The sequence below is a fragment of the Streptomyces sp. NPDC050564 genome (assembly GCF_044457265.1).
Lineage (GTDB): Bacteria > Actinomycetota > Actinomycetes > Streptomycetales > Streptomycetaceae > Streptomyces.
In genome coordinates, this window is the sequence record NZ_JBITGS010000012.1 from 71,794 (window position 1) to 93,645 (window position 21,852).

General features: G+C 68.9%; 22 protein-coding genes. 6 read left to right on the forward strand and 16 right to left on the reverse strand.

Translation table 11 applies throughout. From position 1 onward, the window contains the following. Nucleotides 1–53: 53 nt before the first annotated feature. From ACIBK0_RS20295 to ACIBK0_RS20310, 4 genes are all read right to left on the reverse strand, one after another. Complete coding sequence (locus ACIBK0_RS20295; RefSeq protein ID WP_399081545.1) at nucleotides 54–2,579, reverse strand: ATP-binding protein; 2,526 nt, start codon at nucleotides 2,577–2,579, stop codon at nucleotides 54–56. 271 nt (nucleotides 2,580–2,850) lie between these two features. Beyond that, complete coding sequence (locus ACIBK0_RS20300) at nucleotides 2,851–3,174, reverse strand: STAS domain-containing protein (RefSeq protein WP_399081547.1); 324 nt, start codon at nucleotides 3,172–3,174, stop codon at nucleotides 2,851–2,853. Between the two features lie 211 nt (nucleotides 3,175–3,385). Then, nucleotides 3,386–4,234 carry a 3-hydroxyacyl-CoA dehydrogenase family protein gene (locus tag ACIBK0_RS20305; RefSeq protein ID WP_399081549.1) on the reverse strand — a complete coding sequence of 283 codons (849 nt, stop codon included), beginning with the start codon at nucleotides 4,232–4,234 and terminating at the stop codon, nucleotides 3,386–3,388. A gap of 124 nt (nucleotides 4,235–4,358) precedes the next feature. Then, nucleotides 4,359–5,000, reverse strand: a complete 642-nt coding sequence (locus ACIBK0_RS20310; RefSeq protein WP_399081551.1) for a TetR/AcrR family transcriptional regulator — start codon at nucleotides 4,998–5,000, stop codon at nucleotides 4,359–4,361. A gap of 80 nt (nucleotides 5,001–5,080) precedes the next feature. Between ACIBK0_RS20310 and ACIBK0_RS20315 the strand changes: the two genes are divergently transcribed. The 3 genes from ACIBK0_RS20315 to ACIBK0_RS20325 are packed head-to-tail and all read left to right on the forward strand — an operon-like array spanning nucleotide 5,081 to nucleotide 7,239. Then, nucleotides 5,081–5,863: an ABC transporter ATP-binding protein gene (locus tag ACIBK0_RS20315; RefSeq protein ID WP_399081553.1), complete on the forward strand. Its 783-nt coding sequence runs from the start codon at nucleotides 5,081–5,083 to the stop codon at nucleotides 5,861–5,863. Nucleotides 5,864–5,903: 40 nt separating this feature from the next. Further along, nucleotides 5,904–6,653: an ABC transporter permease gene (locus ACIBK0_RS20320; RefSeq protein WP_399081555.1), complete on the forward strand. Its 750-nt coding sequence runs from the start codon at nucleotides 5,904–5,906 to the stop codon at nucleotides 6,651–6,653. A 13-nt stretch (nucleotides 6,654–6,666) separates the two neighbouring features. Further along, nucleotides 6,667–7,239, forward strand: coding sequence for a cob(I)yrinic acid a,c-diamide adenosyltransferase (locus ACIBK0_RS20325; protein ID WP_399081557.1), 573 nt, complete (start codon nucleotides 6,667–6,669; stop codon nucleotides 7,237–7,239). Here the strand turns inward: ACIBK0_RS20325 and ACIBK0_RS20330 are convergent. Beyond that, nucleotides 7,156–7,770 carry a hypothetical protein gene (locus ACIBK0_RS20330; RefSeq protein ID WP_399081559.1) on the reverse strand — a complete coding sequence of 205 codons (615 nt, stop codon included), beginning with the start codon at nucleotides 7,768–7,770 and terminating at the stop codon, nucleotides 7,156–7,158. The two genes, ACIBK0_RS20325 and ACIBK0_RS20330, sit on opposite strands and share 84 nt — an antisense overlap. Nucleotides 7,771–7,923: 153 nt before the next feature. Between ACIBK0_RS20330 and ACIBK0_RS20335 the strand changes: the two genes are divergently transcribed. The 3 genes from ACIBK0_RS20335 to ACIBK0_RS20345 all read left to right on the forward strand — a co-directional run bounded on the left by ACIBK0_RS20335 (nucleotide 7,924) and on the right by ACIBK0_RS20345 (nucleotide 11,682). Further along, complete coding sequence (locus ACIBK0_RS20335; RefSeq protein WP_399081561.1) at nucleotides 7,924–9,111, forward strand: sensor histidine kinase; 1,188 nt, start codon at nucleotides 7,924–7,926, stop codon at nucleotides 9,109–9,111. Beyond that, complete coding sequence (locus ACIBK0_RS20340; protein WP_399081563.1) at nucleotides 9,108–9,749, forward strand: response regulator; 642 nt, start codon at nucleotides 9,108–9,110, stop codon at nucleotides 9,747–9,749. The genes ACIBK0_RS20335 and ACIBK0_RS20340 overlap by 4 nt, the downstream gene beginning before the upstream one ends. A gap of 106 nt (nucleotides 9,750–9,855) precedes the next feature. Further along, a complete protein-coding gene (locus ACIBK0_RS20345; protein WP_399081565.1) occupies nucleotides 9,856–11,682 on the forward strand; it encodes a glycosyl hydrolase family 18 protein in 1,827 nt (608 codons plus the stop codon). A 102-nt stretch (nucleotides 11,683–11,784) separates the two neighbouring features. Here ACIBK0_RS20345 and ACIBK0_RS20350 read toward each other — a convergent pair whose 3' ends face one another. The 11 genes from ACIBK0_RS20350 to ACIBK0_RS20400 all read right to left on the reverse strand — a co-directional run bounded on the left by ACIBK0_RS20350 (nucleotide 11,785) and on the right by ACIBK0_RS20400 (nucleotide 21,790). Further along, on the reverse strand, nucleotides 11,785–12,231 hold the full coding sequence (locus ACIBK0_RS20350) for a DUF2550 domain-containing protein (RefSeq protein WP_399081567.1): 447 nt from the start codon (nucleotides 12,229–12,231) through the stop codon (nucleotides 11,785–11,787). 138 nt (nucleotides 12,232–12,369) lie between these two features. After that, entirely contained in the window at nucleotides 12,370–12,744 is a 375-nt protein-coding gene (locus tag ACIBK0_RS20355) for a F0F1 ATP synthase subunit epsilon (protein WP_399081569.1), read from the reverse strand. Between the two features lie 126 nt (nucleotides 12,745–12,870). Further along, entirely contained in the window at nucleotides 12,871–14,307 is a 1,437-nt protein-coding gene (gene atpD, locus ACIBK0_RS20360) for a F0F1 ATP synthase subunit beta (RefSeq protein WP_399081571.1), read from the reverse strand. Then, on the reverse strand, nucleotides 14,307–15,224 hold the full coding sequence (locus tag ACIBK0_RS20365; protein ID WP_399081573.1) for a F0F1 ATP synthase subunit gamma: 918 nt from the start codon (nucleotides 15,222–15,224) through the stop codon (nucleotides 14,307–14,309). The genes atpD and ACIBK0_RS20365 overlap by 1 nt, the downstream gene beginning before the upstream one ends. A gap of 20 nt (nucleotides 15,225–15,244) precedes the next feature. Beyond that, nucleotides 15,245–16,837, reverse strand: coding sequence for a F0F1 ATP synthase subunit alpha (gene atpA / locus ACIBK0_RS20370; protein WP_399081575.1), 1,593 nt, complete (start codon nucleotides 16,835–16,837; stop codon nucleotides 15,245–15,247). A gap of 122 nt (nucleotides 16,838–16,959) precedes the next feature. After that, entirely contained in the window at nucleotides 16,960–17,775 is an 816-nt protein-coding gene (locus tag ACIBK0_RS20375; protein ID WP_399081577.1) for a F0F1 ATP synthase subunit delta, read from the reverse strand. Further along, entirely contained in the window at nucleotides 17,772–18,314 is a 543-nt protein-coding gene (locus tag ACIBK0_RS20380; RefSeq protein ID WP_399081579.1) for a F0F1 ATP synthase subunit B, read from the reverse strand. The genes ACIBK0_RS20375 and ACIBK0_RS20380 overlap by 4 nt, the downstream gene beginning before the upstream one ends. A gap of 41 nt (nucleotides 18,315–18,355) precedes the next feature. After that, nucleotides 18,356–18,586, reverse strand: coding sequence for an ATP synthase F0 subunit C (gene atpE, locus ACIBK0_RS20385; protein WP_028804225.1), 231 nt, complete (start codon nucleotides 18,584–18,586; stop codon nucleotides 18,356–18,358). A 73-nt stretch (nucleotides 18,587–18,659) separates the two neighbouring features. Further along, nucleotides 18,660–19,481 (reverse strand): F0F1 ATP synthase subunit A, encoded by an 822-nt coding sequence (atpB, locus tag ACIBK0_RS20390; protein WP_399081581.1) that lies wholly within the window; start codon nucleotides 19,479–19,481, stop codon nucleotides 18,660–18,662. A gap of 225 nt (nucleotides 19,482–19,706) precedes the next feature. Next, entirely contained in the window at nucleotides 19,707–20,144 is a 438-nt protein-coding gene (locus ACIBK0_RS20395) for a hypothetical protein (protein WP_399081583.1), read from the reverse strand. 293 nt (nucleotides 20,145–20,437) lie between these two features. After that, a complete protein-coding gene (locus tag ACIBK0_RS20400) occupies nucleotides 20,438–21,790 on the reverse strand; it encodes an MraY family glycosyltransferase (protein ID WP_399081585.1) in 1,353 nt (450 codons plus the stop codon). Nucleotides 21,791–21,852 lie beyond the last annotated feature (62 nt).

The following is a 21,852-nucleotide window of genomic DNA, read 5'->3' on the forward strand; positions in this document are numbered from 1 at the left end:
ACAGCACAGGGCCGGGTCCGCATCATCGGACCCGGCCCTCTTGCGCCGTACGGTCAGATCACCGCGCCGCTCGGCGACGTGGCCGCGCTGCTGCCGGCAGGCACGCTGCTCTGCGGTGCACTGGCGGTGGTGCTCGCCGGGGCACTGCTCGAGGCGGGACCGCTCGCCGAGTCCGAGGTGGACGGCGCCGTCGGAGTGGTGGGCGTCGGCGTCTCGGAAGGCGTGTCCGACGGGGTCGGGGTGGGCGACGTCGAGGTGGTCGGCGGCTTCGACGACGGCGGCTTGGACGAGGACGGCGGCTTCGAAGGCGACTTGGACGGCGACTTCGACGGCGTACCCGAACTGTGCGTCCCGCTCGGATCGTCGGACGGCTCACCGCTGCCCGTGTCCGAAGGCGTCGGATCGTCCGACGTCCCGTACGTGCCGTCGGGCCCCGGATCCGTGGGCGTCGCCACGACCCCCGTGTCGGAGTCGCTGCCCTTCTTCGCCTTGTCCGCGCCCAGGCTGTCCTCGTCGCTGCCCTGGCTGGCCGAGGGATTGACGCCGACCTTCTCGGACGGGGTGTCGCTGTTGTGGTCCGAGGTCGCGCCGAGCGTCACCACGGTGCCGAGCACGGCGGCGAGCAGCGCGCCCGCGCCCGCGGCCACCAGATTGCGCCGGGTACCGCTCACCAAGCGGCCCGCGACGCCCGACCGCTTCGGCGCCGGGCGGCCGGGATCGGCCCGATGGGTGACCAGCGTGGAGGGCTCACCGGGCGGTTCGGCCATCGTGAAGGCGGCCGGCACGCCACCGGGCGGCGATGCCGACTCCTCGTACCGGGCGCCGGACACCTCCTCCCCCGCGGTGGACCCGAAGCCGGGTGTGTCACCGGAGCGGTCGGCGACCAGCGCGAGGGCGCGGCGGCCCGCGACCGTCCCGCGCTTGTCGGCGAGGGCGCCGCGCAGCCCGATGGAGGCCTCCAGCTCGGCGCGGGCCCGGTCCAGCTGGCCGCCGCAGAGCGCGAGGATGCCCAACTCGTGGTGGAAGTAGGCCTGTTCGCCGACCGCGCCGGAGAGCCGGGAGGCCTCGGCGCCGGAGCGCAGGGCGCGCTCCCAGGCGCTCCAGTGCAGGCCCGCGGCGAACGCGGGCGCGGCCGTGCGGGCGAGCCGCACGGCGATGCTCTCGACCTCGTCGCCGAGCGGTGCCGTGGTGAGCGGGACCAGCACGGTGAGCGCGGCGAGCAGCGCGTCGGCCTCGGCGCAGACGCGCTCCGGGGTGACCGAGGGGTGCCCGGCCCACCAGGTGTAGTGCTGGGCCGCGGCGCGGGCCTGCTCCTCGATGTCGTCCGCGTATCCGGCGGCTTCCAGCTGCGCCTGCACTCCGGCGGCGAGCCGGTAGCGCGAGCCGACCGGGGAGACCAGCGCGCAGCTCGCCAGTTCGGCGAGTGCGGCGTCGGCGTGGGTGTCGCCCACGAGGGCGGGCAGGTGCGCCTGGTGCGGCACCTCGCCGCCGAGCGCGACGGCGAACCGCAGCGTGGCGCGGGCCGAGTCGCTCAGCCGGGAGGCGAGCAGCGCGGCGGGCGCGGCCCCTTCGGCGAGCGAGGGCAGCGGTACCTCGTGGCCGTCCTCCGCGTCGAAGGGCGCGTCGACCGGCACTTGCTGGAAGACGCCGAACTCGTCGACGGCGCCTTCGCTGGCCCGCAGCTGGTCGCGCTGCCGCAGCAGCGCCCCGGCCTGCATGAAGCGCAGGGGCAGGCCCTCGGACTCGAACCAGAGGTCACCCGCCCAGTTCGACTCGTCCTCGGTCAGGACGCGTCCGACGGCACGCTCCAGGAGTTCGAGGCCCCCGCTGCGGTCGAGCCCGCCCAGGAACACCTCTTCGAGGAGGGAGTCGGCGGACGGCGCGGGGACGTCGGGCGTCGCGCTGATCAGGAAGGCGCACTCGGGGGTGGCGTCGAGCAGCTCGTCGAGCGCGCTGCCGCCGAACTCCACGTCGTCGAGAACGACGACCGCGCCGATCTCGTGGACGAGACGGTGCAGTTCGTCCCGTTCCGGGCGGTGCAGGGGTGCGTCGTAGACGGCGGCGAACAGGTCGTGCAGCAGATCGCTCGCCGTGCGCCGGTAGCCGGAGAGGCGTACGACGCCGTCGGGAGCGAGGTCCGCGCAGTCCTCGGCGACCGCGTCGAGCAGGCTGGTGCGGCCCGAGCCGGAGGGCCCGGTGAGGCGCACCGAGCGCCCACGCGCGAGGAGGCGCACGAGCCGCTCACGCTCCTCCTGGCGCTCCAGGAGCGGCAGCCGGGGCTGTGCCGGACCCGGCGGGACGGGCGGCTGGGCCGCGCGGGCCAGCTCGACGCGCTCGGCGGCGCTGAACTTCGCCGGCGGTCGCGGCCGCTCGTGCGGCGGGCAGTTCTCGATCTCGCTGCCGTCGACAGGGTTGACGGTGAGCAGGAAGTCGCCCGAGACGAGCTGAACCGTGCGGGCGAGCGTGGGCGAATGCTGGCCCAGGTCGGTGGTGAGCGGGTCGCGCGGCGGGCGCGAGCGAGGCGCCTGGCCGTCGTCGTCATGGCCGTACTCTTCGGGTCCCCGGTTGTTCGGGTCCATGTTCCAAGCCCCCCAAAAGCGTCGTGTGCCGAGCCCCTCCCGGCCTTGCTGCACACCGCGCTGTCGCTTCTGGTCCGGTGCCCGCTCGTAGGGTTTCGGGTGGCGGGCAGCCGAACCCTAAACCTTCGCACAGTATCTACGAACGGGCGGGGTACCGCGCCGTCCGAGACGTCACAGCTTCGTGAGGATTGTGCGCGTGGTGCGTTTCGCACGCCGGTCAGGACGCGTGTACGAGGTCTCACTCCCGAGGCGGTGACACGCCCCCGGTGACTCAGACCCGGGGCAGGGAGTCCACCCCGATGCCGCCCTCGATCGCCAGGATCCGGTGCAGCCGGGTGGCGACCAGCAGGCGCTGCATCTGCGGTGGCACGCCGCGCAGCACGAGCCGTCGGCCGCACCGCCCGGCCCGTCGGTGGGCCCCCATGATGACACCGAGCCCGGTGGCGTCCCAGGAGTCCAGTTCGGACAGGTCCAGCACCAGGTCGCCGACTCCGTCGTCGACGGCCGAGTGCAGGACGGTACGGGCGTCCGCCGCGCTGCGTACGTCGAGGCGGCCCCCGACGACCAGCTCGGCGTGGTCGCCCCTGATGAACATATGCGCTCCCCGAGAGTGCGTTTCGTACTCCGCGTGTGTCTGTTCGCGTTCGCGTCTGTCTGTTGTGCACGGTCTGACTGCCTGAAGGCCGCAGAGGTTGCCGTCTGTAAGCGAACCGATACCGAATTCACCTCATGGGGTGACACTCCAGAGGCGCGTGCGGTTTCCGTGCCAGGTGCGGCGCCCGTGTCGGGGCGCCGCAGAAACCTTCTCAGTGCTTGTAGAAGCCCTGCCCGCTCTTGCGTCCGATGTCACCGGCGTCAACCATCCGGCGCATCAGCTCCGGTGGGGCGAACTTCTCGTCCTGGGTCTCGGTGTAGATGTTGCTGGTGGCGTGCAGCAGGATGTCGACGCCCGTCAGGTCGGCGGTGGACAGGGGGCCCATCGCGTGGCCGAAGCCCAGCTTGCAGGCGAGGTCGATGTCCTCGGCGGTGGCCACGCCCGACTCGTACAGCTTCGTCGCCTCGACGACGAGCGCCGAGATGAGACGGGTCGTCACAAATCCGGCGACGTCGCGGTTGACGACGATGCAGGTCTTGCCGACGGACTCGGCGAACGCGCGCGCGGTGGCGAGCGTTTCGTCGCTCGTCTTGTAGCCGCGCACCAGCTCGACGAGTTGCATCATCGGCACCGGCGAGAAGAAGTGCACGCCGACGACCCGCTCGGGGTGCTCGGTGGCTGCCGCGATCTTGGTGATCGGAATGGCGGAGGTGTTGGAGGCGAGCACGGTGTCGTCGCGGACGATCTTGTCGAGCGTCCGGAAGATCTCGTGCTTGATCTCGAGCTTTTCGAAGACGGCCTCGACGACGACGTCGGCGTCGGCGGCCGCGTCCAGGTCGGTGGTGGCGGTGATGCGCGCGAGCGCCGCGTCCGCGTCCGCGGCTTCCAGCCTGCCCTTGCTCACGAACTTGTCGTACGAAGCCCTGATGCCGTCGAGGCCACGGGTCAGCGCCTCGCCGGTGACATCGCGCAGGACGACGTCCCAGCCCGCCTGGGCGGAGACCTGAGCGATACCGGACCCCATGAGTCCGGCTCCGATGACCGCGAGCTTCCCTGCCACTCCGACTCCCCTTAACACGCCGTTTAAGTTGCCTCTTCGGCGGACCTTAGCGCTCGGGCGTGCCTGTGTGACCGGTAAGTAATGCGCGTCACGTCTCAACTGACGGACATCACACCGGCACGGGTCATTGCACCGCTCGGACTGCGTAGTTGAGGACCTTCTCGCTCAGCAGCTCCTCCATGTCGTCGAGGAGCACAAGTACTTCACGTGACACTTCGTCCGGATTGCGACCGGCCATCATCTCTCGTCCGATGACGGACATGACGGTCTGGTGCACCCAGTTGATCTGGCCCGCGATCAGGCCGGGCAGCGGGTCGCCGGCGGGCGCGCCGGTCTCCTCGCGCAGCGCGTCCTCCAGATTGTCGACGACTTCCTGGGCGATCGCCCACAGCCGCGAGCGCAGCGCGGGGGCCTCATGGATGACCTGCATGAAGCGGGCATAACCGGTCATCAGGCCGAGCCGGGGCGACACCGCCTCGGCCTCGTCGCGCAGTTCGCGCAGTACGGCGACGGCGGCCGACTCCCCCTTCTCGCGGCCGCGCACCCAGCGGGCGAGCCGGTCGACGACCCCCTTGGAACGGTCGAGGAAGAGATCCTCCTTGGCCGGGAAGTAGTTGTAGACGGTGTTCACGGAGACGTTCGCGGCGTCCGCGACCTCCGCGACCGTCACCGCGTCGAAGCCGCGCTCCAGGAACAGGCCCGTGGCGACATCGGAGATGTACTGCCTGGTCTGCCTCTTCTTCCGCTCCCTGAGTCCCTCAGCCATGCCCGCATCGTAACTTTCGCTGGACCTTCTGAAATTTTGGAGTCATTGCAAAATTTCAGGGACTCTGTTTTTCTGAGGACATGGCAATCATCAGTGCGGCCGGTCTGGCCCATACCTTCCGGACGAAGCGCGGCCCGGTGGAGGCGGTGCGCGGTATCGACCTCACCGTGCGGCCGGGCGAGATCCTCGGCTTCCTCGGCCCGAACGGCGCGGGCAAGACGACCACGCTCCGGATGCTCACCACGCTGCTGCCACCCACCGGCGGCGCGGCCACGGTCGCGGGCTGCGACCTGGCCACCGACCCGGGCGGAGTGCGCCGCGCCACCGGCTATGTGGCGCAGGCGGGCGGCGTCGACCCGCACATCGGCGTGCGGGAGGAGTTGGTCACCCAGGGGCGGCTGTACCGCCTGACGAAGACGCAGGCGGCCGAGCGAGCCGAGGAATTGGCGCGCGACCTGGACCTGACGGAATTGCTCGACCGCAGAACAGCCGCGCTCTCCGGCGGCCAGCGGCGCCGTCTCGACATCGCGATGGGGCTCACCCACCGCCCCCAGGTGCTCTTCCTCGACGAGCCGACGACGGGCCTGGACCCCGGCAGCCGGGCCGACCTCTGGGACCTGGTCCGCCGACTGCGCGACGAGTACGGGACCACGGTCTTCCTGACCACCCACTACCTCGACGAGGCGGACGCCCTCGCCGACCGGCTCGTGATCGTCGACAAGGGGGTCGTGGTGAGCGAGGGAACCCCCGGCGCGCTGAAGCTGGAGTACGGCGGCTCGATCGACGCGACGCTCCAGGACACGTTCCTCGCGATCACCGGGCGCGGCCCGGCGTCGGCCGACTCCGCGCCCGTGGCCGTATAGCCGACTCCATCCCCCGTATCCGTAGAGGACCTGGAACGACATGCTGCTCCACGACACCGCGCTGATCTTCGGCCGCTACGCCCGTCAGACCCTGCGCTCCCGTTTCGCGATGCTCTTCGGCGTCCTGATGCCGCTGCTGTACCTCCTCTTCTTCGGCCCTCTTCTGACCGACCTGCCGCTCGGCTCGCAGGGCAGCTCCTGGCAGGTCCTGGTCCCCGGGCTGCTGCTCCAACTCGGGCTGTTCGGAGCGGCGTTCGCCGGGTTCACGGTCATCATCGAGAAGAACCAGGGCGTCGTGGAACGGATGCGGGTCACCCCCGTGAGCCGGCTGGCGCTCCTGCTCGGCAGGGTGCTGCGCGATGCCGCCGTCTTCGTCTTCCAGGCTGCGCTGCTGGTCCTGGCGGCGCTGGCGATGGGCCTGCGCGCCCCGGTCGCCGGCATCCTGATCGGCTTCGCGTTCGTCGCCCTCTTGACGCTCTCGCTCGCCTCCCTCTCGTACGCCCTGGCCATGAAGGTCCGTACACCACAGGAGTTCGGACCCGCGATCAACGCGATGACGATGCCGTCCATGCTGCTGTCGGGCCTGATGCTGCCGATGACCCTGGCGCCGGGCTGGCTGGACGTGCTCTCCCACTTCATGCCGTTCCGCTATCTGGTGGACGCGGTGCGCGACGCGTACGTGGGCTCCTACGCCACGGCCCACATGCTGTACGGCGTCCTGGTCGCCCTCGGGTTCGCGGCGCTCGCCGTGACGGTGGGCACACGAGTCTTCCGGAAGGCCGGAGCGTAACTACGCTGGCCTCATGGTCAATCTGACGCGCATCTACACCAGGACCGGCGACCAGGGCACCACCGCCCTCGGCGACATGAGCAGGGTCGCCAAGACCGACCTGCGGATCTCGGCGTACGCGGACGCCAACGAGGCGAACGCGGTGATCGGGACGGCGATCGCGCTCGGCGGCCTGGACGAGGAGATCGTCAAGGTGCTCACCCGCGTCCAGAACGATCTGTTCGACGTGGGCGCGGACCTGTCGACGCCGGTGGTCGAGAACCCCCAGTTCCCTCCGCTGCGGGTGGAGCAGTTCTACATCGACAAGCTGGAGGCGGACTGCGACAGCTTCAACGAGCGGCTGGAGAAGCTGCGCTCCTTCATCCTGCCCGGCGGCACGCCCGGCGCGGCGCTGCTGCACCAGGCGTGCACGGTCGTCCGGCGTGCCGAGCGCTCCACCTGGGCGGCCTTGGAGGTACACGGCGAGGTCATGAACCCGCTGACGGCGACCTATCTCAACCGGCTATCGGACCTGCTGTTCATCCTGGCCCGTACGGCCAACGGTGAGGTCGGGGACGTGCTGTGGGTCCCGGGCGGGGAGCGCTGACGCCGGGGTCTTCTTCGGCCGGATCACGTAGGTGAGGGCGACGAGGCCGTGGATCGCGGCCGCGCGCAGCGCCACCCACTGGAAGGAGCGCAGCGACTCCGTGTTGCCGTCGCCCACGTACGCGATCGCGGCCTGCAGGAGGGCGCAGGCGACGGTGGCAGCCAGCACCGTACGCAGCCACAGCCTGCCCTCGTGCCCGGCTCGGGCCATCCCGTAACGGGGTGGCCCCGCCGGGGGCGGGCCCCCGGCGAGCCGGTGCGCGGCGTGGCCGTCGAGCCAACGGATCGTGCAGTGGCCGTAGGCCACGGTGAAGCCGATGTACACGGCGGCGAGGCCGTGCTCCCAGCCCGGCGTCGCGCCGTTCTTGAGGTCGACGGCGGTGACCACGAACAGGACCACCTCCAGCAATGGCTCGCACAGCAGCAGCGCCACGCTCGTGCGGCGCCACTTCAGCAGGTACCGGACGGCCAGCCCCGCGGTCAGCAACACCCAGAACCCGACCTCGCACGCGACGATCAACCCGACGATCACGGTTCGCTCCTCTCGATCCCCTTTCCAGCCTCGCGGCGCCCGGCGCTCGAATCGTCGTCGGCGGTGACGACGTCTCGGTACATCGAAAGATGCAGTTCCGGACCCTTCCCGGGAAGCAGGCGGACAGCCCGTGGGCCGTGTTGGATGGACGGCATGGCCGTACGACTCCCGCGCCCGCACCGCGACGATGTGCACATCGCGGTCGGTGGTCTGTTCGGCGGGCTCCTGCTGTGGGTCCTCGGCCTCGGCCCCAGGGAGGCCACGGACAGCCTCGTCCTGCTGCCGCAGCGCTGGGCCCTGCTGGTGCCGCTGTTCGTGACGGCCGGCTGCGAGTTGCTGCGCCGCACCCGGCCCGGGCCGGCCCTGCTGATCGGCACGGCCGCGCTGGTCGCGGACACGGTGACACAGGGCAGCGTGGCCACGGTCGTGATGTTCACCGACCTCATGTACGCGGCCGTCCTGTACGGCACTCCCGCCTCCGCCCGACGCCTGCCGTGGATCACCGGACTGCTCACGGTGATCGGCGCGGTGGTGCCCCTCATGCTCTGGCGCGACCCCCAGGCCCTGCTGATCGGCGTGGGCGTCGGCGTGGTGGCGCTCGCGCCCGCCGCCACCGGCTGGGTGGTCCGCAACCACCGCGACACCGCCATCGCCGAACGCCTGCGCGCCGAACAGACCGCCCTGCTCGCCGAGATGGATCGCGCCCAGGCGGTCACCGCAGAACGGGCGCGCATGGCACGGGAGTTGCACGACATGGTCGCCAACCACCTGTCCGCCATCGCCATCCACTCCACCGCCGCGCTCTCCCTCGACGACCCGAGGACGTCCAGGGAAGCTCTCTCGGTCATCCGCGAGAACAGCGTCGACGGGCTCGCGGAGATGCGCCGGCTGATCGGCATCCTGCGCGACGGCAGCGGCGACCACGAGCCGACCGCGGCCCCCACGCTCGACGGACTCGCCGCGCTGGTGGAGAGCGCCCGCGCCAACGGACTCGATGTCGTGCTGGAGACCGATCACGCCGACGGACTCCCCGCGCCGGTCGAGCTGGCGGCGTACCGCATCGTCCAGGAATCCCTGACCAACGCCCTCAAGCACGCCTGCCCCGGCGCGGTCACGGTGGGCATCGCCCAGCCGGTCGGCTCCCTCACGGTGTGTGTCGCCAGTCCCCACGGCGACCGGGACGGGCCGCGGGCCCCGGGGTCGGGCGCCGGTCTGGTCGGCATGCGGGAGCGGGTCGCGCTGCTGCGCGGCACCTTCGAGGCCGGCCCCGAGGACTCCCCCACAGGCAAGATCTGGGCCGTACGCGCCACCCTGCCCCTGACCCGAGGAGAATCCATATGATCCGGGTGCTCGTCGCCGAGGACCAGTCCGCGGTACGCGCCGGACTCGTCCTCATCCTGCGCAGCGCGCCCGACATCGAGGTGGTCGGCCAGGCGGAGAACGGTGAGCGGGCCGTCGCCCTGGCCCGTGAACTACGGCCGGATCTCGTCCTGATGGACGTCCAGATGCCCCGGCTCGACGGGGTGTCCGCCACCCGCCAGGTCGTCGCCGAGGAGCTCTCCGACGTCCTCGTGCTCACCACCTTCGACCTCGACGAGTACGTCTTCGGGGCGCTGCGCGCGGGCGCCTCCGGCTTCCTGCTGAAGAACACCGAGGCGAAGGATCTGCTGGAGGCGGTACGGACGGTGGCGCGCGGGGAGGGACTCATCGCCCCGGCCGTCACCCGCCGGCTGATCGCGGAGTTCGCCGCGAAGCCCGTCCGCGAGCCGACGGCCGATCCGTCCGTCCTGGACGCCCTCACCCGACGGGAGCGCGAGGTGCTGTCCTGCCTCGGGGAGGGGCTCTCCAACGCGGAGATCGCGGCCCGTCTCGACATGGCGGAGGCGACCGTGAAGACCCACGTCAGCCGCCTGCTGGGAAAGCTGGAGCTGCGGAGCAGGGTTCAAGCAGCAGTGCTGGCACAGGAGTTGGGCGTGTAACAAGTAAGGACAAGCAACCGCCTCACTGGTCTGGACCTATTGACCTATGGTCCAGACCTTTCTATTGTCCACCGCACCTCATCAACTCCCCCGGAGGAGACGCAGGATGCGTTTCAGACACAGAGCCGTCGCAGGGCTCACCACCCTGCTGCTTCCGCTCGCCGCCCTCGTCGGGCTCGCGAGCCCCGCCTCGGCAGCCACCACTGCCACCGCCACGTACACCAAGACCCAGGACTGGGGTACCGGCTTCGAAGGCAAGTGGACCGTCAAGAACACCGGGACCACGGCCATCAGTTCCTGGACCATCGAGTGGGACTTCCCCTCCGGTACGTCCGTCACATCGGCCTGGGACGCCGACGTCACCCATTCCGGCACCCACTGGACCGCCAAGAACAAGTCCTACAACGGCACCCTCGCCGCGGGCGCCTCCGTCTCCTTCGGCTTCAACGGTGCCGGATCGGGATCACCTTCCAACTGCACGCTGAACGGCGGCAGTTGTGACGGCGGCACCACCGTCCCCGGCGACAACGCACCCTCCGCGCCCGGCACACCGACCGCGTCCTCCATCACCGACACCTCGGTGAAGCTCTCCTGGACGGCCGCCTCCGACGACAAGGGCATCAAGAACTACGACGTCCTGCGCGACGGCGCCAAGGTGGCGACGGTGACGACGACCTCGTACTCGGACACCGGCCTGACCGCCGGCACCGACTACTCGTACACCGTCCAGGCCCGCGACACCGCCGACCAGACCGGCCCGGCGAGCGGCGCGGTCGCCGTGCACACCACGGGCGGCGGCACCACTCCCCCGCCCACCGGCAACGCCGTCAAGCTCGGCTACTTCACCGAGTGGGGCATCTACGGCCGCAACTACAACGTCAAGAACCTGGTGACGTCCGGCTCGGCATCGAAGATCACGCACATCAACTACGCCTTCGGCAACGTCACCGGCGGCAAGTGCGCGATCGGTGACTCCTACGCCGACTACGACAAGGCCTTCACCGCCGACCAGTCGGTCAGCGGCGTCGCCGACACCTGGGACCAGCCGCTGCGCGGCAACTTCAACCAGCTGCGCGAGCTGAAGGCCAAGTACCCGAACATCAAGGTCCTCTGGTCCTTCGGCGGCTGGACCTGGTCCGGCGGCTTCGCCGAGGCCGCCGCCAACCCGGCCGCCTTCGCACAGTCCTGCTACGACCTGGTCGAAGACCCGCGCTGGGCGGACGTGTTCGACGGCATCGACATCGACTGGGAGTACCCGAACGCCTGTGGTCTGAGCTGTGACACCAGTGGTGCCGCGGCCTACAAGAACCTGATGTCCGCGCTGCGTTCGAAGTTCGGCAGCGGCAACCTCGTCACCTCGGCCGTCACCGCCGACGGCTCCTCCGGCGGCAAGATCGACGCCGCGGACTACGCGGACGCGGCCCAGTACGTCGACTGGTACAACGTGATGACGTACGACTTCTTCGGCGCCTGGGCGGCCCAGGGACCGACGGCCCCCCACTCCCCGCTCACCTCGTACAGCGGGATCCCGACGGCCGGCTTCACCACGGCCGACGCGATCGCCAAGTACAAGGCGAAGGGCGTACCCGCGAGCAAGCTGCTGATCGGCATCGGCTTCTACGGGCGCGGCTGGACCGGCGTCACACAGGACGCGCCGGGCGGCACGGCGACCGGGCCCGCGGCGGGCACGTACGAGCAGGGCATCGAGGACTACAAGGTCCTCAAGACGTCCTGCCCGGCCACCGGCACGATCGCCGGAACGGCCTACGCGCACTGCGGCAGCAACTGGTGGAGCTACGACACCCCGGCCACCATCGGTACGAAGATGGCCTGGGCCAAGAACCAGGGCCTGGGCGGCGCGTTCTTCTGGGAGTTCAGCGGTGACACCAGCAATGGCGAGCTGGTGAGCGCCATCAACAGCGGGCTCTCGTAAGCGGGATAACCCGACCGCGAGTTGGGCGGACTACGAGTTAGGCGACATTGACGCTCCCCCAGACTTCGTCCGGGGGGACCCCCACCCAGCGAGTGAATGTGGCTACGCCACATTCACTCGCTGTCCGGGCGGGGCTGCTTCCAGCCACGCGAGGAATCCGGTCAGCGCGTCTTCGCTCATCGCCAGTTCGAGCCGTGTCCCACGATGGAGACACGCGAGGATGATCGCGTCGGAGAGCAGCGCCAGCTCCTCCTCGCCCTCGGGAGCCCTGCGGCCCGCCACCTCGATCGCCGAGCGCTCCAGGACGCGGCGCGGGCGGGGGGCGTAGGAGAAGACGCGGTACCACTCGATGCGGTCGCCGTTGTAGCGGGCGACCCCATAGCTCCAGCCCTTGCCGCTGGGGTCGCTCTTCTCGGAGACATCCCAGCGCAGGCTGCAGTCGAACGTGCCGCCGGAACGCTGGATCAGCCGGCGCCGGAGGCCGAAGACGAACAGCCCCACCACCACGAGCGCCACTACCAACCCGCACACAGTCAGAGCGAGGACCATCGACACCGACCTCCTCGTCTCCTAGGTAAAGCAGGTAATGAAACGGAAAAAAGCACCCGCATCGCCTCAGCCGCGGCCCGGTCTGGTTTTATCCAGTCCCGGCCGCGGCTGAGTCACGTCATTCCGTGCGCGCTGGGGTCAGCGCGTCGCCACCGCACGCAGTCGGACGTCCGCGCGACGCTCGGCGGTGGCGTCGCCCTCCGCCTTCGCGCGCTCGAGCTCCCGCTCCGTGCGCTGGACGTCGATCTCGTCCGACAGCTCGGCGATCTCGGCCAGCAGCGACAGCTTGTCGTCGGCGAACGAGATGAAACCGCCGTGCACCGCAGCGACGACCGTTCCACCATCACTCGTACGGATGGTCACCGGGCCCGACTCCAGCACACCGAGCAGCGGCTGGTGACCGGGCATGACGCCGATGTCGCCGGACGTGGTACGCGCGACGACCAGGGTGGCCTCGCCGGACCAGACACTACGGTCCGCGGCGACGAGCTCGACGTGCAGCTCAGCAGCCAAGGTGGGCTCCTCGGGTCACCACCCGGCGTTGCTGCCGGGTGTTGGGTCAAAGTCTAGTAGGCGTACGAAGGGGGGCGGGACGCACCCCGCGAGGTGACACCCCGCCCCTCTTCATGAACACGAGGTTCAGGAGACGCCGAGCTCCTTGGCGTTGGCCTTGAGGTCCTCGAGGCCACCGCACATGAAGAACGCCTGCTCCGGGAAGTGGTCGTACTCGCCGTCGCAGATCGCGTTGAAGGCCGCGATCGACTCGTCCAGCGGAACGTCCGAACCGTCGACGCCGGTGAACTGCTTGGCGGCGTGGGTGTTCTGGGACAGGAAGCGCTCCACGCGACGGGCACGGTGGACGACGAGCTTGTCCTCCTCGCCGAGCTCGTCGATACCGAGGATCGCGATGATGTCCTGGAGGTCCTTGTACTTCTGCAGGATCGTCTTGACGCGCATGGCGGCGTCGTAGTGGTCCTGCGCGATGTAACGCGGGTCCAGGATGCGGGACGTGGAGTCCAGCGGGTCCACGGCCGGGTAGATGCCCTTCTCGGAGATCGGACGGGAGAGAACCGTCGTCGCGTCGAGGTGGGCGAAGGTGGTGGCCGGGGCCGGGTCGGTCAGGTCGTCCGCGGGGACGTAGATCGCCTGCATCGAGGTGATCGAGTGACCACGCGTCGAGGTGATGCGCTCCTGCAGCTGACCCATCTCGTCGGCCAGGTTCGGCTGGTAACCCACCGCGGACGGCATACGGCCGAGCAGGGTGGACACCTCGGAACCGGCCTGGGTGAAGCGGAAGATGTTGTCGATGAAGAACAGCACGTCCTGCTTCTGCACATCGCGGAAGTACTCCGCCATGGTCAGACCGGCCAGGGCGACCCGCAGACGGGTGCCCGGGGGCTCGTCCATCTGGCCGAAGACCAGGGCGGTCTTGTCCAGAACGCCGGACTCTTCCATCTCCGCGATGAGGTCGTTGCCCTCACGGGTGCGCTCACCGACGCCCGCGAAGACGGAGACGCCCTCGTGGAGGTTGGCGACACGCATGATCATTTCCTGGATCAGCACGGTCTTGCCGACACCGGCGCCACCGAACAGACCGATCTTGCCGCCCTTGACGTACGGGGTGAGAAGGTCGACGACCTTCAGGCCGGTCTCGAACATCTCGGTCTTGGACTCGAGCTGGTCGAACGCCGGGGCCTTGCGGTGGATGGACCAGCGCTCGCCCTCGTAGGTCTCGTCGACGTTCAGCACCTCACCGAGGGTGTTGAACACCTTGCCCTTGGTGAAGTCGCCGACCGGGACACTGATGCCCGAGCCGGTGTCGGTCACCGTGGCCTGGCGGACCAGACCGTCGGTGGGCTGCATCGAGATGGTGCGGACCAGGCCGTCACCCAGGTGCTGGGCGACCTCCAGGGTCAGCGTCTTCTTCTCGCCGGCGTTGGCCGGGTCGGCCACCTCGACGTGCAGGGCGTTGTAGATCTCCGGCATGGCGTCGACGGGGAATTCCACGTCGACGACCGGGCCGATGACCCGGGCGACGCGGCCCGTGGCAACGGCCGTCTCAACTGTCGTCGTCATTACCTGTCACTCCCCGCGGTCGCGTCGGCCAGGGCTGCGGAGCCACCGACGATCTCGCTGATTTCCTGGGTGATTTCGGCCTGTCGGGCCGCGTTGGCAAGTCGGGAGAGGCTGGTGATCAGGTCTCCCGCGTTGTCGGTGGCCGACTTCATCGCACGGCGCGTGGCGGCGTGCTTGGAGGCGGCCGACTGGAGCAGCGCGTTGTAGATACGGCTCTCGACGTAGCGCGGCAGCAGGGCGTCGAGGACGTCCTCCGCCGACGGCTCGAAGTCGTACAGCGGAAGGATCTCGCCCTTGGGCGCGACCTCTTCCGCCACCTCTTCGAGGCGAAGCGGCAGCAGGCGGCCGTCGACCGCCGTCTGCGTCATCATCGAGACGAACTCGGTGTAGACGATGTGGAGTTCGTCCACGCCGCCGTCCGCCGTCTCCTTCTCGATGGCCTCGATCAGCGGAACGGCGACCTTCTTCGCGTCCGCGTAGGTGGGCTCGTCGGTGAAGCCCGACCACGACTCCGTGACCTTGCGCTCACGGAAGTTGTAGTGGGCCAGACCGCGGCGGCCGACGATGTAGACGTCGACCTCCTTGCCCTCCGCCTCGAGACGCGCGGTCAGCTGCTCCGCGGCCTTGATGGCGTTGGAGTTGAAGGCGCCGGCCAGTCCGCGGTCGCTCGTGAGGAGCAGCACCGCGGAGCGCGTCGCCGTCTCCGCCTCCGTGGTCAGCGGGTGCTTGGTGTTCGAGCCGGTGCCGACCGCCGTGACCGCGCGGATGAGCTCGGTCGCGTACGGCGTGGAGGCCACCACCTTGCGCTGCGCCTTGACGACGCGCGAGGCGGCGATCATCTCCATCGCCTTGGTGATCTTCTTGGTCGCGGTGACGGATTTGATGCGACGCTTGTAGACCCGGAGCTGGGCTCCCATGAGTCAGGTCCCTTCCGTCGTCACTTACCGGCGGCGGCCGGAGCGTCCTCGCCGAGAAGCTTCCCGTCCGAGGTCTCGAACTGCTTCTTGAAGTCCGCGATGGCGTCGGCGATGGCCTGCAGCGTGTCGTCCGACATCTTGGCGCCCTCCTTGATGGAGGTCATGAGGCCCTGCTCCTTGCGGTGCAGGTACTCCAGGAGCTCCTTCTCGAAGCGGCGGATGTCCTTGACCGGTACGTCGTCCATCTTGCCGGTGGTACCGGCCCACACGGAGACGACCTGGTCCTCGGTCGGCATCGGCTGGTACTGCGGCTGCTTGAGCAGCTCGACCATGCGCTGACCGCGCTCCAGCTGGGCCTTCGACGCGGCGTCCAGGTCGGAACCGAAGGCGGCGAACGCCTCCAGCTCACGGAACTGGGCGAGGTCCACGCGGAGACGACCGGAGACCTGGCGCATCGCCTTGTGCTGGGCGGAGCCACCGACGCGGGAGACCGAGATACCGACGTTCAGAGCCGGACGCTGGCCGGCGTTGAACAGGTCGGACTCCAGGAAGCACTGGCCGTCGGTGATGGAGATGACGTTGGTCGGGATGAACGCCGACACGTCGTTCGCCTTGGTCTCGACGATCGGCAGACCCGTCATCGAACCGGCGCCCATGTCGTCGGAGAGCTTCGCGCAGCGCTCCAGCAGACGGGAGTGCAGGTAGAAGACGTCACCCGGGTAGGCCTCGCGGCCCGGCGGGCGGCGCAGCAGCAGGGACACGGCGCGGTAGGCGTCGGCCTGCTTCGAGAGGTCGTCGAAGATGATGAGGACGTGCTTGCCGTCGTACATCCACTGCTGGCCGATGGCCGAACCGGTGTACGGCGCAAGGTACTTGAAGCCGGCCGGGTCGGACGCCGGGGCGGCGACGATGGTCGTGTACTCGAGCGCGCCGGCCTCTTCCAGGGCACCACGCACGGAGGCGATGGTGGAACCCTTCTGACCGATGGCGACGTAGATGCAGCGGACCTGCTTCTTCGGGTCGCCGGTGCGCCAGTTGTCGCGCTGGTTGATGATCGTGTCGACGGCCAGGGCGGTCTTGCCGGTCTGACGGTCACCGATGATCAGCTGACGCTGGCCACGGCCGATCGGGGTCATCGCGTCGACGGCCTTGTAGCCGGTCTCCATCGGCTCGTGCACCGACTTCCGGACCATGACGCCCGGTGCCTGCAGCTCGAGGGCGCGGCGGCCGGTGGTCTCGATCTCGCCGAGGCCATCGATCGGGTTGCCGAGCGGGTCGACAACGCGGCCGAGGTAGCCCTCGCCGACGGCGACGGACAGCACCTCACCGGTGCGCTGCACCGGCTGGCCCTCCTCGACGCCGCTGAACTCGCCGAGGACGATGGCGCCGATCTCGCGCTCTTCCAGGTTGAGCGCGAGGCCGAGGGTGCCGTCCTCGAACTTCAGCAGTTCGTTGGCCATGGCCGAGGGCAGGCCCTCGACCTTCGCGATGCCGTCGCCGGCAAGGGTGACCGTACCGACCTCCTCGCGCGAGGCCGCGTCCGGCTTGTACGACTGGACAAAGTTCTCCAGCGCGTCCCGGATCTCCTCCGGCCGGATCGTGAGCTCCGCCATCTGGGTTCCCTGCTCTCCTTGTTGGGCCCGAAGTTTCACTTTGGGGGTCTGGGGGCGACCCCCAGGAATCCTCTGCACGGCCCAACGAGGGCCGTAAGTACGTACTGCGTATTGAGTTGCTGCTAGCCGGCCATGCGGCGGCTGGCGTCCTCAAGCCGGTCCGCGATGGAACCGTTGATGACCTCGTCGCCGACCTGCACCCGGATCCCGCCGACGACATCGGGGTCGACGTCGAGGTTGAGGTGCATCTGACGGCCGTAGAGCTTCGCCAGAGCGGCACCGAGGCGCTGCTTCTGTCCGTCGCTCAGCGCGACCGCCGAGGTGACCACGGCGACCGTGCGGTTGCGGCGCTCGGCGGCGAGCTTGGACAGGGACTCGAGTCCCGCCTCCAGGCTACGTCCACGCGGCGCGGTCACAAGGCGTGTCACCAGACGCTCGGTCGTCGCATCGGCCCGGCCGCCGAGCAGGCTGCGCAGCAGCTCGCTCTTGGCCGCCTTCGAGGCGGCGCGGTCGGTCAGCGCGGCACGCAGCTCGGTGTTCGAAGAGACGATCCGGCCGAACCGGAACAGCTCGTCCTCCACGTCGTCGAGCACGTTCGTCCGCTGGGCGGCCGTGAGGTCGGCGGTGGCGGCCAGCTCCTCGATGGAGTCCACCAGGTCACGCGAGCGCGACCAGCGGGAGCGCACCATGCCGGCCACCAGATCGGCGGTCGACCCGCTGACCTGACCGCCGAACAGGCGCTGGGCCAGTTCGGCCTTGGCCTCGCCGGGCTGCGCCGGGTCGGTGAGGACCCGACGCAGGGACACCTCACGGTCGAGCAGCGCGGTGACGGCGGCCAGCTCGTCGGCGAGCTGCGCCGCGTCCACGGACGTCGAGTCCGTCAGCGCGTCGAGACGCTCACGTGCGGCTGCCAGGGCCTCGCGGCTCGCTCCGTTCATCGCGCGGCCTCGGCCTTCTCCTCGAGATCAGCGAGGAAGCGGTCGATGACGCGGCTCTGCCGGGCGTGGTCCTCGAGGGACTCGCCGACGAGCTTGCCGGCCAGGTCGGTGGCCAGGTGGCCGACGTCCTGACGCAGCGCCTGAGCGGCGGACTTGCGGTCTGCCTCGATCTGCGCGTGACCGGCGGCGATGATCTCCTCACGCTGCCGCTGGCCTTCCGCGCGCATCTCGGCGATGAGCGTGGCGCCCTGCTCCTGCGCCTCCTGGCGCAGGCGCGCGGCCTCGTGCCGGGCCTCGGCGAGCTGAGCCTTGTACTGCTCAAGAACGCTCTGTGCCTCGGTCTGAGCGGCCTCGGCCTTCTCGATACCGCCCTCGATGGCCTCGCGACGCTGCTCCAGAACCTTGTTGATGTTCGGGAGGAGCTTCTTGGCGAGGAAGCCGAAGACGATGACGAAGGCGATCAGGCCGATGACAAGCTCGGGGATCGGCGGGACGAGAGGGTTCTCTTTCTCGGCCGCCAGAATGAGCAAGTGGCTCATGTCAGTGCCTTCCGTCTAGTGGGCTGTTGCTGATCGGTCGATCAGGTGCCGTAGACGAACGGCATGACCAGACCGATGAGGGCGAGCGCCTCACAGAAGGCGAAGCCGAGGATCTGGTTGGCGCGGATCAGACCGGCGGCCTCAGGCTGGCGGGCGAGCGCCTGGGTGCCGTTACCGAAGATGATGCCGACGCCGACGCCGGGGCCGATGGCCGCGAGGCCGTAACCGATCGAGCCGAGCGAGCCGGAGACAGCGGCAAGGGTCTGGGACATGCCAGTTCTTCCTTTTCTTTACGGACCGGTGGGGGTTGGCCACCGGACGACTGCGGGGTGGAGACGGGGGCGCTCAGTGGTGCTCGGCCAGCGCGCCCTGGATGAAGGTGCAGGTCAGCAGCACGAACACGTATGCCTGCAGGGCCTGGATGAACAGCTCGAAGGCCGTCATGACGATCACCATGATGAACGAGACGCCCGCGTAGGCGATCCCGATGCCGTTGAGCAGGTACCAGCTGGCGATCGTGAAGAGCAGCAGCAGCGTGTGGCCCGCGAACATGTTCGCGAAGAGTCGCACCGCGTGCGTGAAGGGCCGGACGATCAGGTTCGAGAGGAGCTCGATGAACATGGCCAGCGGGAGAACCGGGCCCAGCGACTTGTCGTAGCCGGTGAAGTTCTTGAAGGCGCCGACGAATCCGTGCCGCTTGAACGTCAGCGAGACCCAGGTGATGTAGACGATCGCCGCGAGAACGATGGGATACGCGATGATCGACGTCACCGGGAACTGGGCGACCGGAATGATCGACCAGAGGTTCATCATCCAGATGAAGAAGAACAGCGAGACGACCAGCGGTACGTACTTCTCGCCTTCCTTCTTGCCGATCGTCTCGTAGACGACACCGCGGCGGATGAAGTCGTAGCCGGACTCGGCGACCATCTGCAGCTTGCCGGGAACGACCTTCGGCTTGCGGAAGGCGGCCCAGAAGAAGCCGACGACGATGACCGAGCCGATCAGCGCCAGCAGCATCGGCTTGTTGAAGTACACGTTGCTGTCGCCGTCCCCGAGAAGGGGCTTGAACAGGAACGAGTGCAGGCCGGGAGCCGGGAAGCCACAGCCGTCGAAGATGTGGCAATCGGTCTCGAAGGCGAGCACCTGCGTCGGGTCAGCACTCACCGCGGGCTCCTTCAGCGTGGCGCATAGGTACGGCAACCTCGTTGTGTCGGCGCGGCGCGCAGCCGCGGTTCGGCACTGGACTGGTGTTACGGATGTGGGGGCGGCTGTGGGGCATCAAGCCTCGCGATTGAGCAGGCGTCAGCTCAGATGCCCGCGCCCGCGATGCCGCAGTTGGCACCGGACGATAGCAGGATCTCTTACGCGCCTTTATCCCGGCCCTACCCCTCACGACGAGTGCCCCGTCTTCTCGGGCTTGTCGCCGTTCGAGGAGTCGGGTTCGACGTAAAGGATCTTGGCCTTCATGTGGGCACGCGCCTGTGCGCCGATCCACACGAGCGTGGTGGCGACGAGCGTGAGCGCGAAGGCCTTGGGGTTGAACAGCGAGGTGTTCTTGAACGCGGCGACAAAGATGAACAGCAGAAGAATCTGTGCCGCGTAGAGCATGAGGCCCATCGCCTGGAACAGGTGCGGAAGCGATTTGGCGGTGCGCTGCAGAACGTAGAGCCCGATACCCATGAAGAGGATCACGACCAGCGTCGCGACGATCGCCCCGATGGCTCCCTTGCCGCCCGCGACCACACCACTGACGACGGCGGCAATCGCGCCGACGGCAGCTGTGGGCACAGCGGCCTGAAGGAGAATCCGGGCGTCATTGGACGGCATGGCGGCAACTCCGCTTGCTAAGGGGGGCGTGTCGTCATGGACGAGCGTAGTCCCGGGATGAGAGAGAACCTCACGCCAAGGGACCGTCGCACTACGGTCCTTCGGCTCTGTCCCGGGTTCTCGTGAACCGTATCACAAACTATTTGATGCGGTCTTTACCTAGAAGGTGTGCTTGCTATCACACATGAGAGTGACGTTGCGCGTCTGTGCACTGAGCGGGCCAAGTTGTCTGGTATTAGGGCGCTTTGCACCCCCACGACTTGGCAACGCGTTAGTCAGATTCTTACCTTGCGTCAGCGCGACGATCCGGCTTTGCGCCGATCCAGGAAGCGCGAACGGGCGCCAATTGCCGTCGCTCCGTTGACTCCTGAGACGCCGGCCGCGACCGGCGCGCGGTGCTCGCGGGCCTCCTCCGGCTCCTCGGCCTCCGCCGTCCCGTGGGTGACGGACGGCTCGGCCTCGGCCGCGGAGGCGGCCCTGCGGCGGCGGTAGCGCGGCGGCACCAGGTGCTCGGCCCAGCGCGGGGCACGCGGCGTGAAGCGCGGCAGCAGGAGCAGGACCAGGCCCACGGCGCTGAGCATCGCGATGCCGAGGACGATCCACATCGATGCCGAGTTGACCGAGAAGGCCAGGGCACCGAAGGCGATCAGCGCCGACCAGAAGTACATGATCAGCACGGCGCGGCTGTGCGAGTGGCCGACCTCCAGCAGACGGTGGTGCAGATGTCCGCGGTCGGCGGCGAAGGGGGACTGTCCGCGCCAGGTGCGCCGCACGATGGCCAGCACCAGGTCGGCGGCCGGCACCGCGATGATCGTCAGCGGCAGCAGCAGCGGGATGTAGACGGGCACCATCTGGTGCACGGTGTTGCGCTCCGAACCGGAGAACAGGTTCATCGCGTCCGGGTCGACCTGTCCGGTGATGGAGATCGCACCGGCGGCGAGCACCAGGCCGATGAGCATCGAGCCGGAGTCGCCCATGAAGATCCGCGCGGGGTGCATGTTGTGCGGCAGGAAGCCCAGGCACATGCCCATGAGGATCGCCGCGAACAGCGTCGCCGGGGCGGCGGCCTCGATGCCGTAGCTGTACCAGATGCGGTACGCGTACAGGAACGACGCGGCGGAGGCGATGCACACCATGCCGGCGGCGAGGCCGTCGAGGCCGTCGACGAAGTTCACCGCGTTGATGCTGATCACGACGAGCGCGACGGTGAGCAGGGTGCCCTGCCACTGGGTGAGCGCGACGAGGCCGACGCCCGGAATCGGCAGCCACAGGATCGTCAGACCCTGCATGACCATGACGCCCGCGGCGATCATCTGGCCGCCCAGCTTGATCAGCGCGTCGATCTCGAACTTGTCGTCCAGGACACCGATCAGCCAGATCAGCGCCGCCCCGGAGAGCAGCGCGCGCGGTTCGTTCGAATTCGAGAACACCGCGTTGAGGTTCTTCAGGTGATCGGCGACCAGCAGGCCCGCGCACAGCCCGAAGAACATCGCGATGCCGCCGAGCCGTGGAGTCGGTTCCCGGTGCACATCGCGCGCACGGATTTCCGGCATGGCTCCGGCCACGATCGCGAACTTCCGTACCGGCCCTGTCAGCAGATACGTCACCGCGGCCGTGATGCAGAGCGTCAGCAGGTATTCACGCACGGGCTTCCCCACAGGTCTCGCTGGCCATCTCAGCCCCACACCCTAGCGATGCGCGCATATGG

Coding starts and splice junctions, on each gene's coding strand:
- ACIBK0_RS20380 (WP_399081579.1), bottom strand. CDS start 18,314: ATGAGCCACTTGCTCATTCTGGCGGCCGAGAAAGAGAACCCTCTCGTC.
- ACIBK0_RS20365 (WP_399081573.1), bottom strand. CDS start 15,224: ATGGGAGCCCAGCTCCGGGTCTACAAGCGTCGCATCAAATCCGTCACC.
- ACIBK0_RS20315 (WP_399081553.1), top strand. CDS start 5,081: ATGGCAATCATCAGTGCGGCCGGTCTGGCCCATACCTTCCGGACGAAG.
- atpD (WP_399081571.1), bottom strand. CDS start 14,307: ATGACGACGACAGTTGAGACGGCCGTTGCCACGGGCCGCGTCGCCCGG.
- ACIBK0_RS20325 (WP_399081557.1), top strand. CDS start 6,667: ATGGTCAATCTGACGCGCATCTACACCAGGACCGGCGACCAGGGCACC.
- ACIBK0_RS20350 (WP_399081567.1), bottom strand. CDS start 12,231: ATGGTCCTCGCTCTGACTGTGTGCGGGTTGGTAGTGGCGCTCGTGGTG.
- ACIBK0_RS20340 (WP_399081563.1), top strand. CDS start 9,108: ATGATCCGGGTGCTCGTCGCCGAGGACCAGTCCGCGGTACGCGCCGGA.
- atpE (WP_028804225.1), bottom strand. CDS start 18,586: ATGTCCCAGACCCTTGCCGCTGTCTCCGGCTCGCTCGGCTCGATCGGT.
- ACIBK0_RS20335 (WP_399081561.1), top strand. CDS start 7,924: ATGGCCGTACGACTCCCGCGCCCGCACCGCGACGATGTGCACATCGCG.
- ACIBK0_RS20295 (WP_399081545.1), bottom strand. CDS start 2,579: ATGGACCCGAACAACCGGGGACCCGAAGAGTACGGCCATGACGACGAC.
- ACIBK0_RS20300 (WP_399081547.1), bottom strand. CDS start 3,174: ATGTTCATCAGGGGCGACCACGCCGAGCTGGTCGTCGGGGGCCGCCTC.
- ACIBK0_RS20320 (WP_399081555.1), top strand. CDS start 5,904: ATGCTGCTCCACGACACCGCGCTGATCTTCGGCCGCTACGCCCGTCAG.
- ACIBK0_RS20310 (WP_399081551.1), bottom strand. CDS start 5,000: ATGGCTGAGGGACTCAGGGAGCGGAAGAAGAGGCAGACCAGGCAGTAC.
- ACIBK0_RS20375 (WP_399081577.1), bottom strand. CDS start 17,775: ATGAACGGAGCGAGCCGCGAGGCCCTGGCAGCCGCACGTGAGCGTCTC.
- atpA (WP_399081575.1), bottom strand. CDS start 16,837: ATGGCGGAGCTCACGATCCGGCCGGAGGAGATCCGGGACGCGCTGGAG.
- ACIBK0_RS20345 (WP_399081565.1), top strand. CDS start 9,856: ATGCGTTTCAGACACAGAGCCGTCGCAGGGCTCACCACCCTGCTGCTT.
- ACIBK0_RS20395 (WP_399081583.1), bottom strand. CDS start 20,144: ATGCCGTCCAATGACGCCCGGATTCTCCTTCAGGCCGCTGTGCCCACA.